This window comes from Kitasatospora indigofera (assembly GCF_014655955.1).
GTDB lineage: Bacteria > Actinomycetota > Actinomycetes > Streptomycetales > Streptomycetaceae > Kitasatospora > Kitasatospora indigofera.
In genome coordinates, this window is sequence record NZ_BNBO01000004.1 from 74,114 (window position 1) to 87,878 (window position 13,765).

Here is a 13,765-nt window from a genome sequence, read left to right on the forward strand (position 1 = left end):
GGCCGCTCCGACTATGGGCGCCGCAGTGACCGGGGTCACGTTTACGTTCATAGAGTTCACGCCGGGCCCGGCACCCCGGGCCTGTCCCGTCCGACGTCCGGCAGTGCACACTGGCTGGCATGTCCGCGCGCCCGCTCCCCTCCTCGCGCCGGCGGGTACGCAGCCTCGCCGGGCAGCTCTTCGTCGTCCAGATCGTCATCGTCGCGGCCGTGGTGGCCGGCGGCGCCGTGCTGGCGTACCTGTTCACCGCGAGCCGCGCCGAGGACGCCGCCCGCAACCAGGTCGTCGCGGTGGCCCGCTCGGTCGCGGACTCGCCGTCCGTCCGCGAGGCCGCCACCGGCCCCGACCCCTCGGCCGTGCTCCAGCCGTACGCGCAGCAGGTGGTGGCGCACACCGGGGTCTCCTTCGTCACCGTGATGGACACCCACGGCGTGCGCTGGACGCACCCCGACCCGGCCCAGATCGGCAAGCCCTTCCTCGGCCACATCGACCGGGCGCTCGCCGGGCAGACCTGGACCGAGACCTACGCCGGCACCCTCGGCCCCTCCGTCCGGGTGGTGACCCCGGTGCTGGACGCGGACCGGCACGTGACCGGGCTGGTCAGCGTCGGCATCCTGGTCCGCTCGATCAGCGACGAGCTGCGCGCCCCGCTGCTCGCGCTGGCCGGCGTGGCCCTGGCCGCCCTCGCCCTCGGCGGCCTCGGCAGCTACCTGGTCGGCGCCCGGCTGCGCCGGCACACCCACGGCATGGGCGCCGCCGAGCTGAGCCACCTGTACGAGTACCACCAGGCCACCCTGCACTCGGTGCGCGAGGGCCTGGTGCTGCTGGACCGCGCGCACCGGGTGGTGCTCTGCAACGACGCGGCCCGGGAACTGCTCGGCCTCGAAGGCGAGTTGGAGGGGCGCCCGATCGCCGGCCTGGACCTGCCGGAATCCCTGGTGACGGCCGTCCTCGGCCCGGAGCCGGCCCGGGACGAGGTGCACCTCACCGCGGAGCGGGTGGTGGTGGTGAACACCTCGGCCATCGGAGCCGGCCTCGGCAGCGTGATCACCCTCCGGGACCACACCGAACTCCAGGCGCTGGCCGGCGAGCTGGACTCGGTGCGCGGGTTCACCGAGGCGCTCGGGGCGCAGGCCCACGAGGCGGCCAACCGGCTGCACACCGTCGTCTCGCTGATCGAACTCGGCCGCCACGAGCAGGCGGTGGAGTTCGCCACCGCCGAACTCGCCCTCGCCCAGCGGCTCACCGACCGGGTGGTGGCCGCCGTCGGCGAGCCGGTGCTGGCCGCCCTGCTGCTCGGCAAGGCCGCCCAGGCCGCCGAACGCGGCGTGGAGCTGACCCTCACCGAGGACAGCCGGATCGACGACGGCGTGCTCCCGCCCGGACTGCCCGCCCGCGACCTGGTCACCGTGCTCGGCAACCTGCTCGACAACGCCGTGGACGCCGCCGTCGAGGGCGCCGCCGACCGCGCCGACGCACCGGAGGTCACCGTCACCGCGCGGGTGGAGGACGACCGGCTGCTGCTGCGGGTCGCCGACACCGGCGCCGGCATCGACCCGCGGGCCGTCGAGGACGTCTTCCGGCGCGGCTGGACCACCAAGCGCAGCGGCCACGGACTGGGCCTGGCCCTGGTCGCCCAGGCCGCCCGCCGCAACGGCGGCACCGTCGAGGTCGGGCGCGAGCGCGGCGCCGTGCTCACCGTCCGGCTGCCGCTGCAGCGCACGGGGGTGACGGTCCGGTGACCCGTCCCGCCGCCCGCCCGATCGGCGTCCTGGTGGTCGAGGACGACCCGGTGGCCGCCGCTGCGCACGCCCTCCACGTGGACCGCGCGCCGGGCTTCCGGACGGTCGCCACCGCGCACAGCTGTGCGGAGGCGCTGCGCGCCCTCGACCGGGCCCGGGCCGCCGGCACCCCGCTCGACCTGGTGCTGCTCGACCTCCACCTGCCGGACGGCCACGGCCTGCAGCTCTGCCGCACCCTGCGGGCGGCCGGGCACCCGGCGGACATCATCGCCGTCACCTCGGCCCGCGAACTGGCGACCGTCCGGCAGGCCGTCTCGGCCGGGGTCGTGCAGTACCTGCTCAAGCCGTTCGGCGGCGCGGCCCTGCGGGACCGCCTGGAGCGCTACGCCCGCTACCGCGAGACCCTGGGCCGCAGCGGCGACGCCACCGGCCAGGACGAGGTCGACCACGCCTTCGCGGTGCTGCGCACCACCGAGCGCAGCACCCTCCCCAAGGGCCTCAGCGCCCCGACCCTGGACACCGTCGCGGGCGTGCTGCGCCAGGCGGACGCCGGCCTGTCCGCCGCAGCGGCGGGCACCGCGGCCGGGGTCTCCCGGATCACCGCCCGCCGCTACCTGGAACACCTCGTCGACACCGGCCTCGCCGACCGCGAGCCGCAGTACGGCCAGGTCGGCCGCCCCGAGCTGTGCTACCGGTGGCGGGCCGGCGCCTCCGGCTGACCGGGCTCCGGCGGCGCCGCCGCCGAACTCAGCCGGTCCGGCGGCGCGGACCGGACACTCAGCCGGTCCGGCGCCGCCGCCCCGACGCTCAGCCCTTCCGGCGGCCCAGGGCGAGGTAGCGGTCGTCCTCGTCCGCGTACGAGACCAGCTCCCAGCCCGCGGCGGCCAGCAGCGGCCGGAGGTTGGGCTCGGCGCGCAGGTCGTCCGGGGTGATCTGCCGGCCGTGCCGGGCGGCCAGCGCCGCGCGGCCGACCGGGTGGAAGAGGGCGAGCAGGCCGCCGGGGCGGGTGACGCGGGCCAGTTCGCGCAGGGCGACGGCCGGGGCCGGCAGGTGCGAGATCAGGCCGGCGGCGAACACCGCGTCGAAGACGGCGTCCGGCAGCGGGAGGTCCGCGCAGTCGGCGAGCAGCAGGGTGGCCTGCGCGCGGTGGGCCCCGGCCTCGGCCAGCATCTCGGGGGTGACGTCCACGCCGGTGACCGCGCCGGCCGGCCCGACGGCCGCCCGCAGCGCGGGCAGCGCGCGGCCGGTGCCGCAGCCGGCGTCCAGGACGCGATGGCCGGGCCGCAGGCCGAGTTCGGCGACGGCGGCGGCGTAGCGCGGGCCGTCGTCGGGGAACTTGGCGTCCCAGCCGGCCGCGCGGGAGCCGAAGAACTCCCGGGTGCGGGCGAGTTCGGCCTCGTGGGCGGCGCGGGCCGGGTCCTGGCCGGCCGGGCCCGGATCGGTGGCGTCGTCGGTCGGCGTGCTGCGGTCGGCCCGCTCCGGCATCGGTGGCTCCCTCGGTGGTCCCGGGGCCAGGGTACCCAGCGGTCACCAGCCCGGTGCGGCCCGCCGGGGGAGCGGACTTCCGGAGAACTTCGAGCGGGGCCGTGACCTTCCGCCGGCCGGCTCGTTGGTCAGCGCGGCACGTGTCACTCGTACGGGTGATCCCCGGTCCCTGCCGCCGGTCCGAGCAGCGTGATCCAGTAAAGTTAGGCTTACCTAACTTTATGGGAGTCTGCCTGTGACCGTCACCGTCGAGCCCGCCGAGCCCGCCGCTCCCGCGCCCGCCCCGGGGGAAGCCGTGCTGCGCCGCCAGCGCATCCGCGAGTCGGCCGCGCGCACCTACGCCCGGTCCTTCCCGATCGTGCCGGTCCGCGCGAACGGGATGACCGTCGAGGGTGCCGACGGCCGCCGGTACCTCGACTGCCTCTCCGGCGCCGGCACCCTGGCGCTCGGTCACAACCACCCGGTGGTGCTGGAGGCGATCCGCCGCACCCTCGACAGCGGCGCCCCGCTGCACCTGCTCGACCTCGCCACCGCCGAGAAGGACGACTTCACCGAAGCCCTCTTCGCCGGCCTCCCCAGCGGCTTCGGCGAGAACTCCCGGGTGCACTTCTGCGGGCCGGCCGGCACCGACGCCGTCGAGGCCGCGCTCAAGCTGATGCAGACCGCCACCGGCCGGCGCGGCGCCCTCGCCTTCACCGGCGCCTACCACGGCATGACCGCCGGCGCCCTCGCGGTGACCGGCAACGTCGCGGTCAAGACCCCGCTGCCCGGCGGTGGCGAGGTCACCCGGCTCCCGTACCCGTACGACTACCGCTGCCCGTTCGGCGTCGGCGGCCCGGCCGGCGCCGAACTCGCCGTGACCTTCACCGAGCGGCTGCTGGACGACCCGGCCGGCGGAGTGGTCAAGCCCGCCGCGATGATCCTGGAGGCCGTGCAGGGCGAGGGCGGCGTGGTGCCCGCCCCGGACGGCTGGCTGCGCGCGATGCGCCGGATCACCGCCGAGCGCGGCATCCCGCTGATCGTCGACGAGGTGCAGACCGGCGTCGGCCGCACCGGCGCCATGTGGGCCGTCGAGCACAGCGGCATCACACCGGACGCGATGGTGCTCTCCAAGGCCATCGGCGGCAGCCTGCCGCTGGCCGTGGTGGTCTACCACGAGGAGTACGACGGCTGGCGGCCCGGCGCGCACACCGGCACCTTCCGCGGCAACACCCTGGCGATGGCCGCCGGCGCCGCCACCATGCGCTTCGTCGCCCGGCAGGGGCTGGTGGAGCGGGCCGCCGTGGTCGGCGACCGGATCACCGCCCGGCTGCGGGCGCTGGCCGCGGAGCTGCCGGTGATCGGCGACGTCCGGGGCCGCGGCCTGATGATCGGGGTCGAACTGGTCGACCCGGACGCCGAGGCGGACGCCTGCGGTTCGCGGCCGGCCGCGCCGGAGCTGGCCGTCCGGGTCCGCGAGGCCTGCCTGGCCCGCGGCCTGATCGTCGAGCTCGGCGGCCGGCACGACGCGGTGCTGCGGCTGCTGCCGCCGCTGACCATCACCGACGAGCAGACCGAGGCGGTGCTCGACCGGCTGGCCGACGCCGTCCGCGCGGCGGCGGCCGCCGGCCCCGGCGCGCTCCCCGGGGCCCGTCCGTGACCGGCGGCCGGCCCGCCGCCGGCCGGCGCCCGGGCCTCGGCCTCGCGGGCACCGGCGGTACCGGGGGAGCCCGGGGGGCCGAGGCGGGCGGCGGGCCGGCCGGGCCCGGACCGGCCGCCCTGTCCGGCGGCCTCGACGGGCCGCAGGCACTGCGCCCGCTGCTGGACACCGTGCTCGACGCCCTGGCGGCGGGCGCCGCCCGGCGGGCCGGGCCGGTGCCCGCCGGAAGACCGGGGCCGCTCGCCGAGCAGGTCACCGCCGAGTTCGCCCGGCCCGCGACCGGCCCCGACGCGCTGCGCCGGCTCACCGAACTCCTCGCCCACGGCAGCGCCGATCCCGCCGACCCGGCCTGCGCCGCCCACCTGCACTGCCCGCCGCTGGCCGTGGCGGTCGCCGCCGACCTCGCCGTCAGCGCCCTCAACCCCTCCCAGGACTCCTGGGACCAGGCCCCCGCCGCCACCGCCCTGGAAACCGCCCTGCTCGCCGAACTCGCCGGGCTGGTCGGCTTCGACCCCCGGCGGGCCACCGGGGTGCTCACCTCCGGCGGCACCGAGTCCAACCTGATGGGCCTGATGCTGGCCCGGGACCAGATCCTCGACGGCATCGTGGAGGTGGACGGCCTGCCGGCCGGCGGCCGGCCGCTGGTCTTCGCCTCGCAGGCCGCCCACTTCTCCGTCCAGCGGGCCGCCGCCCTGCTCGGGCTTGGGGAGCGTGCGGTGGTGGCGGTGCCGGTCGACCGCGAGCTGCGGATGGACCCGGACGGGCTCGCCCGGGCGATGGCCCAGGCGGTCTGGGAGGGCGGGACCCCGCTGGCCGTGGTCGCCACCGCGGGCACCACCGACACCGGAGCCGTCGACCCGCTGCACCGCGCCGCCGACCTGGCCGCCCGCTACGGCGCCTGGCTGCACGTGGACGCCGCCTACGGCGGCGGCGCCCTGCTCTCCGACCGGCTGGCACCCCTGCTCGACGGGATCGCCCGGGCCGACTCGGTCTCGCTCGACTGGCACAAACTGGGCTGGCAGCCGGCCGCCGCCGGGGTCTTCCTGGCCCGGCGGGCCGAGACCTACGTGTCGCTGCTCCGGCGCGCCGTCTACCTCAACCCGGCGGACGACGAGGAGGCCGGCTACCCGAGCCTGCTCGGCCTGTCGCTGCGCACCACCCGCCGGGCCGACGCCTTCAAACTGGCCGTCACCCTGCGCGCCCTGGGCCGGGCCGGCCTCGGCGCCCTGGTGGACGCCTGCCACGACCTGGCCCTGGCCACCGCGGAGGCGGTCCGCGCCGAGCCCGCCCTGGACCTGCACTGCACGCCGGTCCTCAGCACGGTGGTCTTCCGCTACCTCCCGGCGGAGGCCGCCGGGGCCGAGACCGGGGAGGGCCGGGCCGCCGCCGGCCGGACCGATCCGGACCGGCTCGGGGCCGAGGCCGACCGGGTCAACGCCGAGGTGCGCCGGCTGCTGCTGCGCGAGGGCCGGGCCGTCGTCGGCCGGACGGAACTCCCGGGCAGCGGCCCGGGGCGGGTGCGGCTCAAGCTGACCCTGCTCAACCCGCACACCACCGCCGGGCAGACGGCGGCTCTGCTGGACGAGGTGGTCCGGGCCGGCCGGGAGGTCGAGCGCACCGGATTCTGAGCCGATCGGGCCCGGCCCCCGGGCCGGCCTTCCGGCACCGGTGGCATTGGCTACGGAAATGCGGTCACCGCCGTTTCCGGGCGGCCGAGTTGGAGGAATGTACACTGGTGCCCGCGCCCGCCGGATGGGAATGCGGAAGTGCCCCGGCCGGGTCGGCGAAGTGTCTCCGTAGACATACCAATGCCGGGGTCGTACAGGCTGATTCAGGTCACCGGACGATCGAATTCCGCCAACCCCCGGACAGGCCTTGCGGACCGCCCGAACAACGGCGGTAACTTCTTGTAGTCGCCGCCACACCAGGAGCACACGGCTCCTCGGGACTAGCGGCACAAGGGGGATCCACCGCCCGCGCCCGCGCTGTCCCGGGCGCCGCGACCTTGCTTTCGCGTGCGACCCCGCCCAGGCCGCCCCACCGGGCCGTCCTCCGTCCCCCGGCCCGTCCGTCCGGTGCCACACCGCGCCCCGGCCGGCTTCGCGATGCCGTCCCACCCGCCGGATCCATCATCCGTGCGGGAGCCGTCATCCGCGCCGGATCCCTCACCCGAGCCGGTGAATCCGGATCCGTCCCGGGCGAACTCCGCCGAACCGCGGCGGACTTCCCGTCATCAGCCCCCGCATGGCCCGGCCATGCCCCGAAACACCTTTCCGAGCACCGTGATTCATTCCTGCGAGCGCGAAGGCCCCGGCATGAGCGAAATGCTCCTCAGTACCACCCCGGCCATGTTCGAGGCACGGCCCTTCTCCCCCCGCTGCCAGGCGATCTGGCGCCGGGGCGACCACCTGCTGATCGGCGTCAGCCCGGGGAACAGCTATTTCGGACCACGGCGGATCAGTGAACTCGTCTCCTGGTCCACGGAGTTCTTCGCCGCCGTCGACATCGTCTACGCCGACCTGCACGTCGAGGTCCAGTACGAGGCCTTCGGCCACCCGCCCGAGCAGGCACTGCGCCGGGCCGCCAAGGAGATCAAGGCGACCGCCCGCCGGATCCGGCGCGGCGTCGAGGAGTCGGGCCGGCCCGGAGTGGGTGTCCGTCCGCTCTCCTCCTTCACCGACGACCCGGTCTACCAGCGCCTGCACCGGTCCGTGCTGGACGCCTTGCGCACCGACCCGGTGCTGAAGGGGGCGGCCGAGGGCATGGCCCGCTCCTTCCTGACCGCCAGGCTGGGCGAGGGCCTGCCGCCGACCGAGGATCAACTGGCGGCCGGGCTGCGGTACATCGCGGCCGAGCTGCCCTTCTTCCTGGACACCCCGGCGCTGCTCCAGGTGCCCTCCTCGGTCAGCTGCTACCACGTCCAACTCCCGCTCACCCCCGTCCTCTTCGGCCGGGATGCCGGACTGCGGGCGGCCGCCGGGCAGGGCTACGCGGTGGTCCGCCAGGCCGCCGTGGCGGGTGTCCCGCCGCACGCCGCCGCCTGACCCGCGCCCGGCCCGCGCCTGACCTGCGTCCGACCGGTCGCCGGCCCGGCTGCCGGCCCGACCGCCGACGCGTTCCACCCTCACCACACCCTCAGGAGTTCCGTTCCATGACCACGAGTGCCCAGCGCGAAGCGATCTTCCCCCTCTCCCGGCGCGGCGACGTCCTGCCCGCCGAGGCGACCCGGCTGCGGGAGGAGCAGCCGGTGGCCAGGGTCCGCACCATGACCGGGGACGAGGCCTGGCTGGTCAGCAGCTACGCCCTGGCCAAGCAGGTGCTGGAGGACGACCGCTTCAGCCTCAAGGACACCGCCAACCCCGGGGTTCCCCGGCAGTACGCGCTGACCATCCCGCCGGAGGTGGTCGACAACATGGGCAACATCAACAGCGCCGGTCTGCGCAACGCGGTGATGAAGACCCTCTCGCCGCGCGCCGACAAGGAGTTGGACGGCTGGCTGGAGGCCGAGGCGCACCGGCTGATCGACACCCTGGTCGCCCACGGGGCGCCCGGCGAACTGCGCGACGGCTTCACCGAACCGTACTCGGCGGCCCTGCACTGCCGGCTGCTCGGCATCCCCGCCGACGACTGGCGCCGGCTGATGTCCGGCATCGACCTCGCGTTCATCACCAGCCCGGCGCCCTTCGAAGGCTCCTCGCCGAACTGGTACAAGGACCTCGGCTACATGCTGGAGCGGCTCAACGCCGACCCCGGGCCGACCGAGGGCCTGCTCGGGCGGTTCGCGGCGCTGCGCCGCTCGCCCGAGGTGTCGGACCAGGTCGACGACGAGCTGCTGGCCACCGTCGCGCTCTCGCTGTTCGGCGCCGGCGCGGTCTCCACCTCGGCCTTCCTGCTGCACGCCGTCATCGCGCTGCTCCAGCAGCCGGAGCTGGCGGACCGGCTGCGGGCGGAGCCGGCCGTGATCGGCCGGGCGGTCGACGAGCTGCTGCGGGTCAACCTGTCGATCGGTGACGCGCTGCCCCGGCTGGCGCTGGCGGACGTCCGGCTCGGCGAGGTGCTGGTGAAGGAGGGCGAGCTGGTCCTCGTCCTGGTCGAGGGGGCCAACTTCGACCCGGAGGTGTTCCCGCACCCGGAGAAGATCGATTTCGACCGGGAGACCAACCCGCACCTGGCCTTCGGCGCCGGCCGGCACTTCTGCCCGGCCTCCGCGCTGGGCCGTACGCACGCCGAGATCGCGCTGACGGCGCTGGTGGAGCGGCTGCCGGGGCTGCGGCCGGCCCTGCCGGTCGAGCAGCTGGCCTGGCGTCCCGGGTTCATCAAGCGGCTGCCGGAGCGGCTGCCGGTGATCTGGTGACCGCGGCGGGGGCCGGCCTGGGCCCGCTCCCGTCCGGGGCGGCGGCCCGGGCCCGGCGGTCCTCCTCGACCGAGGGCCGCTCGGCCTCGTCGGGGCCCGGCCACTGCCGGCCGCTCCCGGCCGTCCTGCTCACTCCGGGCCGGTGCCCGGCGGTCCTCCTGGTCCGAGGGCCGCGGTGATCCGGCGTCCGGTCAGGCCGGGGCCGCGGTCAGGCCCGTACGCCGAGCAGGATCTCGCGGGTGCGCTCCCAGGTGGCGGGGTCGGCGGCGACCAGCAGGCCGTCCTCGCCGCCCGGCGGGTCGGGCCGGTAGGTGGAGCCGTCCAGCCGGGCGGAGACGCCGCCGGCCTCGGTGACCAGCAGCGAGCCGGGCGCGTGGTCCCACGGCAGGGTGCGCCAGTAGAAGATGAACTCCTGCTCGCCGTCCGCGATCTGGGGGTACTCCACCCCGGCGGCGTGCCGCCCGGGGGTGACCTCGCCGAAGGCGGCCGCGTTGGACCGCAGCCGGTCGCGCTCGGCCGGGTCGACGAACCGGCTCTTGACCGAGCCGCGCCAGTCGCCCGGGCGGGCCGAGGCGGGCGTACGGGTCAGCCGCTCGCCGTTGCGCCAGGCGCCGGAGCCCAGCTCGGCGGCGTAGGCCGTCGCGGTCATCGGCTGCCAGATCCAGGCCGCGACGGTCGCTCCGGAGCGCACCAGCGAGGCCATCACCGCGAAGTCGGGGCGGCCGGCGATGAAGTTGGAGGTGCCGTCCACCGGGTCGACCAGCCAGACGGCGGGCTCGGACTCCAGGGCGTGGGCCAGCGCGGGGTCGGCGGAGACGGCCTCCTCGCCCACCACGGGGACGGGCAGCAGCTCCCGCAGCCGCCGGGCGATGATCACCTCGGCCTCCCGGTCGGCGACGGTGACCACCTCGCCGGGGGCCTTCTCCATCACCTCGCCGGCCGTCAGCGCCCGGAAGCGCGGCACGACCACCTCGGCGGACGCCTCGGCGAGGATCTCCGCCACCTTCTCCATCAGCACGTGCCGCTCCCTTCGCTGACACCACTCTCGCACGCCTGTGCCAGGCGGACCTGCGGCAGCCCCCTCGGCACCGGGCGTCCCGGTGCCCGCTCCGGCAGCTCCGGCACCGGGCGCCCCAGGGCCGGCGGGGCCTTCCGGTGCGTTCCCGTGGCGCCCGGTCGCCGCCCGGTCACCCAGCGGTACCGCCGCGGGGTGCGCCCGGGGCCCGGCCCCGTCCGCCGCTCAGCCGGTGGCGCCCGCCGTGCCGTCCAGGAAGTGGAAACCCGGGCGAGGGTGCATCAGGAACTCGTGGTGCGAGATGTTCCAGGCGTACGCGCCGGCCATCCCGAACAGCACCCGGTCGCCCCCGCGCAGCCCGGCCGCCGGCGCCCGCGACGCCAGGACGTCCTTCGGGGTGCAGAGCTGGCCGGCCAGGGTGGCCCGGCCGGTGGTGACGGCCGGCCGCGGCCAGGGGTGCTTCCAGCCGGCCACCGGCAGCACCTCGAAGGGCTGGTCGTGGCCGCGGGTGGCCGGGGTGCGCAGGTGGTGGGTGCCGCCGCGGACGACGGCGAAGTCCTCGCCGTGGCTGTGCTTCACGTCCAGCACCTCGGTGGCGTACCAGCCGCAGTACGCGGTCAGGGCCCGACCCGGTTCGATCCGCAGGGTCAGGCCGGGGTGCCGGCCGAGCAGTCTCTCCAGGCCGGTCCCGAAGGCCGTCCAGTCGAAGCGGTCGGCCGGGTCGGCGTAGTCCACGGCCATGCCGCCGCCCACGTTGACCTCCTCCAGGGGGAGCCGGTGCCGCCGGGCGAACCGCACCGACCAGTCGACCACCCGCTCGGCCACCTCCAGCTGGGCCGGCGCCCGCAGGCCGCTCGCCAGGTGGGCGTGCGTGCCGCGCAGCCGCAGCTGCCGCCCGAGCGGCCCGGCGAGCAGGGCCGCGCACGCGTCGGCGCGCTCCGGGTCCAGCCCGAACGGGGTCGGCCGGCCGCCCATCGCCAGCGCGGCCGAGTCCAGCGGGCCGGCGCCGACCGGCAGGTTCACCCGCAGCAGGACGTCGACCACCGCGCCGGGCGTCCGCGCCAGCGCGTCGGCCAGCCGGTACAGCTCCTGCTCGCTCTCCACGTGCCAGCGGTGCACCCCGAGCCGGACGGCCTCGGCGATCTCGGCCGGTGTCTTGCCCGGCCCGCCGAAGGCCAGCGCCGCGCCGGGCACGGCCGCCGCCACGTGCGCCGACTCGCCGCCGCTGGAGACCTCGTAGCCGTCCACCGCGCCGCGCAGCGCGGCGAGGAGGGCGGGCTCGGGGTTCGCCTTGGCCGCGTAGTACAGCTCCACCCGGCCGGGCAGCGCGGCCCTGACCGCCGCCGCGTGCGCGCGCAGCAGCGGGAGGTCGTACAGGTAGGCCGGGAGTTCGTCGGGGGCCAGGGCGGCGGCGTGCCGCCGGACCAGGGGGGTGGCGGTCATCGGGGCCTCCGGGGGTGGGTGAGGGCGGGCGCGTGGGCGGGTGGCCGGACGGCCGCCGCCGGCGCCGGCCGGAGCGGGTCGGTCCGGCGGGCCGCGGGCTGCCGGGCCTCGCCCCTGGGCCGGGCCGGCCCGCCCGGCCCGGGACCGCGCCCGGCGGCCGGGCCCGCCGCGGAGTCGACGACGGCGGAATCGCCGGCCGTGCCCCCGGCCGTGGTCCCGGTCCCGGTCCCGGTGAGCACGGTTCCGGCAGCCGTGGTCCCGGCCGCCGTCGGCGCGCCGAGCGGGGAGGGCAGCCGGACGTAGCCCGCCTCGCGGTCCGCCCTGCGCTCCCAGCGGGTCAGCAGGTTCGCCTTGGCCGGCAGCGGCGTCCCCGCCAGCAGGGCGCTCAGCCGGGGCGGGCAGCCGTACGCGTCGCCGTGCGCCCGCAGGACGGCCCGGACGCTCCCCCAGAGGGCGCTCTCCAGCTCCGGGTGCAGGTCGGCGATCGCGGCCAGCAGTTCGGAGACGTGGTTGACCAGCAGGCAGTAGACCACCCGGTCCCAGCCGCGCCGCGCGTCGTAGGCCATCGGCCCGGCCACCTCCGGCGGCAACCGGGCGAGCAGGGCGGCGTTCTGCCCGGGGACCAGCTTGGTGCCCTCCAGGTCGCGGAAGAGCACCTGGACCGGGTGGCCGTCGCCGTCCACGCCGATCAGCACGTTCTGCAGGTGCGGCTCCAGCACCACCCCGTGGTCGAAGTAGGCGGCCAGCACCGGCGGCAGCAGCAGCCGCAGGTAAGCCCGCCACCAGTCCAGCGCGGCCGCCGGGCCGGCGCCGGGCGGCAGCCGGGAGACGTGCGCGGAGCTGGTCGGGTACTCGTCGGCGACGGCGGCCGCCAGCAGGGGGGTGACGCCGGGACGCAGCACACCCGCCAGGCCCTCCCGGACGATCAGCCCGAAGCCCTCGAACAGGGTGACGTCCGGGGTGCCGTCCGGTCCGGGCAGCGCCAGCGTGCGGAAGGCCGGCTCGCGGAGCACCGCGGCGTCCGGGAACCGCCCGGCCAGCTCGTCGAGGGCCGGGGCGAGCAGCCTGGTCAGCGCGACCGCGCCGGTCAGCTCGTACGCGGCGTTCTTGCGCAGGCAGTTGGTGATCCGGACGTTCAGGCTGAACTTCAGGAAGGCCCCCTCGCCGTGCAGGGTCCGCACCGAGGCGGTCGGGGTGAACGGTGCGCCGCCGGTGCCCAGGTCCAGCACGTCGCCGCGGGCGAGGGCGGCCCGCAGGGCGGGGTTGCCGCGCAGCAGCTCGTACTGCCAGGGGTGCGCGGGCAGCAGCCGGTAGCCGGACGGGACTTCGCGCAGTCCGTCGAGGAGTCCGGTGACCGCCGGGTCCAGGCTCTCCTCGGCGAGCAGGCCGGCCCGCACCGCCAGGTGGCGCAGCGGGAAGGCGGCCCGGGCCTCCGGCGCGTACGCGGCCCAGGCGGCCGGGCCCTCCGAGCGCGATTTGGGCGCCGGGTGGAACCGGTGGCCGAACAGCAGGGCCTGCTCGGACTCCAGGTACCGGTCCCCGCCGGGCTCGCCCCGGCCGGACAGTGCGTTGCTGACGCCCTGGTGGCTGGAGGCCAGCTGCTCGGCGAACTCCTCGTTGCCGGTCCCGCTGCGCAGGGTCAGCTCCTGCTCGATGCGGCCGGCCAGCTCGCGCCAGTCCAGCTCGGCCCAGCCGTCGGCCCGTTCCTCGCTGACCGGGCCGGTGAAGCGGTGGGCACCGATCAGCGAGGCACGCCGGAGGGAGACCCGCAGCAGCACACCCCGCCGGGGCAGCCTGATCAGCAGCCGGCCGTCCGCGACGACGCTCTGCTGCTCGGGCCCGGAGACCTCCCGCAGCAGGCAGTTGAGCAGGGTGTGCGCCACCGCGTGCTCGGCGGAGGGGAGTTCGGGAGCGGCCAGGACGGGCGGCGGTACGGGCAACGGCATCAACGACTCCAACGGGTGCGGGGGACGAGGGTGGGCGCGGCCGCACCGGCGGCCACCGCGGCTCCCCGGGAGGCCGGGTCCGCCCCGGCCGGTGCCGCCCGGCGCCGGGCCCGCGGCGGGGCCGGCCGGGCGGTGCGGCGG

At 76.8% G+C, this 13,765-nt stretch carries 10 protein-coding genes; 6 read left to right on the forward strand and 4 right to left on the reverse strand.

Translation table 11 applies throughout. The features are described from left to right. Positions 1-119 precede the first annotated feature (119 nt). Together IE329_RS05545 and IE329_RS05550 are read left to right on the forward strand one after the other, a co-directional pair. A complete protein-coding gene (locus tag IE329_RS05545; protein ID WP_190209667.1) occupies positions 120-1,742 on the forward strand; it encodes a sensor histidine kinase in 1,623 nt (540 codons plus the stop codon). Beyond that, positions 1,739-2,461 (forward strand): response regulator, encoded by a 723-nt coding sequence (locus IE329_RS05550; protein ID WP_190209668.1) that lies wholly within the window; start codon positions 1,739-1,741, stop codon positions 2,459-2,461. Before IE329_RS05545 ends, IE329_RS05550 begins: the two co-directional genes overlap by 4 nt. Before the next feature lie 88 nt (positions 2,462-2,549). On the opposite strand, the gene IE329_RS05555 is transcribed toward IE329_RS05550, so the two are convergent. Continuing rightward, positions 2,550-3,227: a class I SAM-dependent methyltransferase gene (locus IE329_RS05555; RefSeq protein ID WP_190209669.1), complete on the reverse strand. Its 678-nt coding sequence runs from the start codon at positions 3,225-3,227 to the stop codon at positions 2,550-2,552. A 229-nt stretch (positions 3,228-3,456) separates the two neighbouring features. On the opposite strand from IE329_RS05555, the gene IE329_RS05560 reads away from it, so the two are divergent. The 4 genes from IE329_RS05560 (at position 3,457) to IE329_RS05575 (ending at position 9,220) form a co-directional block, all read left to right on the forward strand. After that, complete coding sequence (locus tag IE329_RS05560) at positions 3,457-4,866, forward strand: diaminobutyrate--2-oxoglutarate transaminase family protein (protein ID WP_373311092.1); 1,410 nt, start codon at positions 3,457-3,459, stop codon at positions 4,864-4,866. Next, a complete protein-coding gene (locus IE329_RS05565; RefSeq protein WP_229927193.1) occupies positions 4,863-6,494 on the forward strand; it encodes a pyridoxal phosphate-dependent decarboxylase family protein in 1,632 nt (543 codons plus the stop codon). Before IE329_RS05560 ends, IE329_RS05565 begins: the two co-directional genes overlap by 4 nt. Positions 6,495-7,181: 687 nt before the next feature. Beyond that, a complete protein-coding gene (locus IE329_RS05570; protein ID WP_229927194.1) occupies positions 7,182-7,910 on the forward strand; it encodes a tRNA-dependent cyclodipeptide synthase in 729 nt (242 codons plus the stop codon). Positions 7,911-8,017: 107 nt separating this feature from the next. Beyond that, entirely contained in the window at positions 8,018-9,220 is a 1,203-nt protein-coding gene (locus IE329_RS05575; RefSeq protein WP_190209671.1) for a cytochrome P450, read from the forward strand. A 208-nt stretch (positions 9,221-9,428) separates the two neighbouring features. Here the strand turns inward: IE329_RS05575 and IE329_RS05580 are convergent, their stop codons facing one another. The 3 genes from IE329_RS05580 to IE329_RS05590 all read right to left on the reverse strand — a co-directional run bounded on the left by IE329_RS05580 (position 9,429) and on the right by IE329_RS05590 (position 13,624). Continuing rightward, positions 9,429-10,232: an inositol monophosphatase family protein gene (locus IE329_RS05580; RefSeq protein ID WP_190209864.1), complete on the reverse strand. Its 804-nt coding sequence runs from the start codon at positions 10,230-10,232 to the stop codon at positions 9,429-9,431. Between the two features lie 228 nt (positions 10,233-10,460). Continuing rightward, complete coding sequence (locus IE329_RS05585; RefSeq protein WP_190209672.1) at positions 10,461-11,678, reverse strand: type III PLP-dependent enzyme; 1,218 nt, start codon at positions 11,676-11,678, stop codon at positions 10,461-10,463. Then, positions 11,675-13,624, reverse strand: coding sequence for an IucA/IucC family protein (locus IE329_RS05590; RefSeq protein WP_190209673.1), 1,950 nt, complete (start codon positions 13,622-13,624; stop codon positions 11,675-11,677). The genes IE329_RS05585 and IE329_RS05590 overlap by 4 nt, the downstream gene beginning before the upstream one ends. Between the last annotated feature and the right edge of the window lie 141 nt (positions 13,625-13,765).

Bases quoted from the DNA above. Each gene is read 5' to 3' on its own strand.
- IE329_RS05590 (WP_190209673.1), bottom strand. From the start codon at position 13,624: ATGCCGTTGCCCGTACCGCCGCCCGTCCTGGCCGCTCCCGAACTCCCC.
- IE329_RS05555 (WP_190209669.1), bottom strand. From the start codon at position 3,227: ATGCCGGAGCGGGCCGACCGCAGCACGCCGACCGACGACGCCACCGAT.
- IE329_RS05545 (WP_190209667.1), top strand. From the start codon at position 120: ATGTCCGCGCGCCCGCTCCCCTCCTCGCGCCGGCGGGTACGCAGCCTC.
- IE329_RS05570 (WP_229927194.1), top strand. From the start codon at position 7,182: ATGAGCGAAATGCTCCTCAGTACCACCCCGGCCATGTTCGAGGCACGG.
- IE329_RS05580 (WP_190209864.1), bottom strand. From the start codon at position 10,232: ATGGAGAAGGTGGCGGAGATCCTCGCCGAGGCGTCCGCCGAGGTGGTC.
- IE329_RS05575 (WP_190209671.1), top strand. From the start codon at position 8,018: ATGACCACGAGTGCCCAGCGCGAAGCGATCTTCCCCCTCTCCCGGCGC.
- IE329_RS05585 (WP_190209672.1), bottom strand. From the start codon at position 11,678: ATGACCGCCACCCCCCTGGTCCGGCGGCACGCCGCCGCCCTGGCCCCC.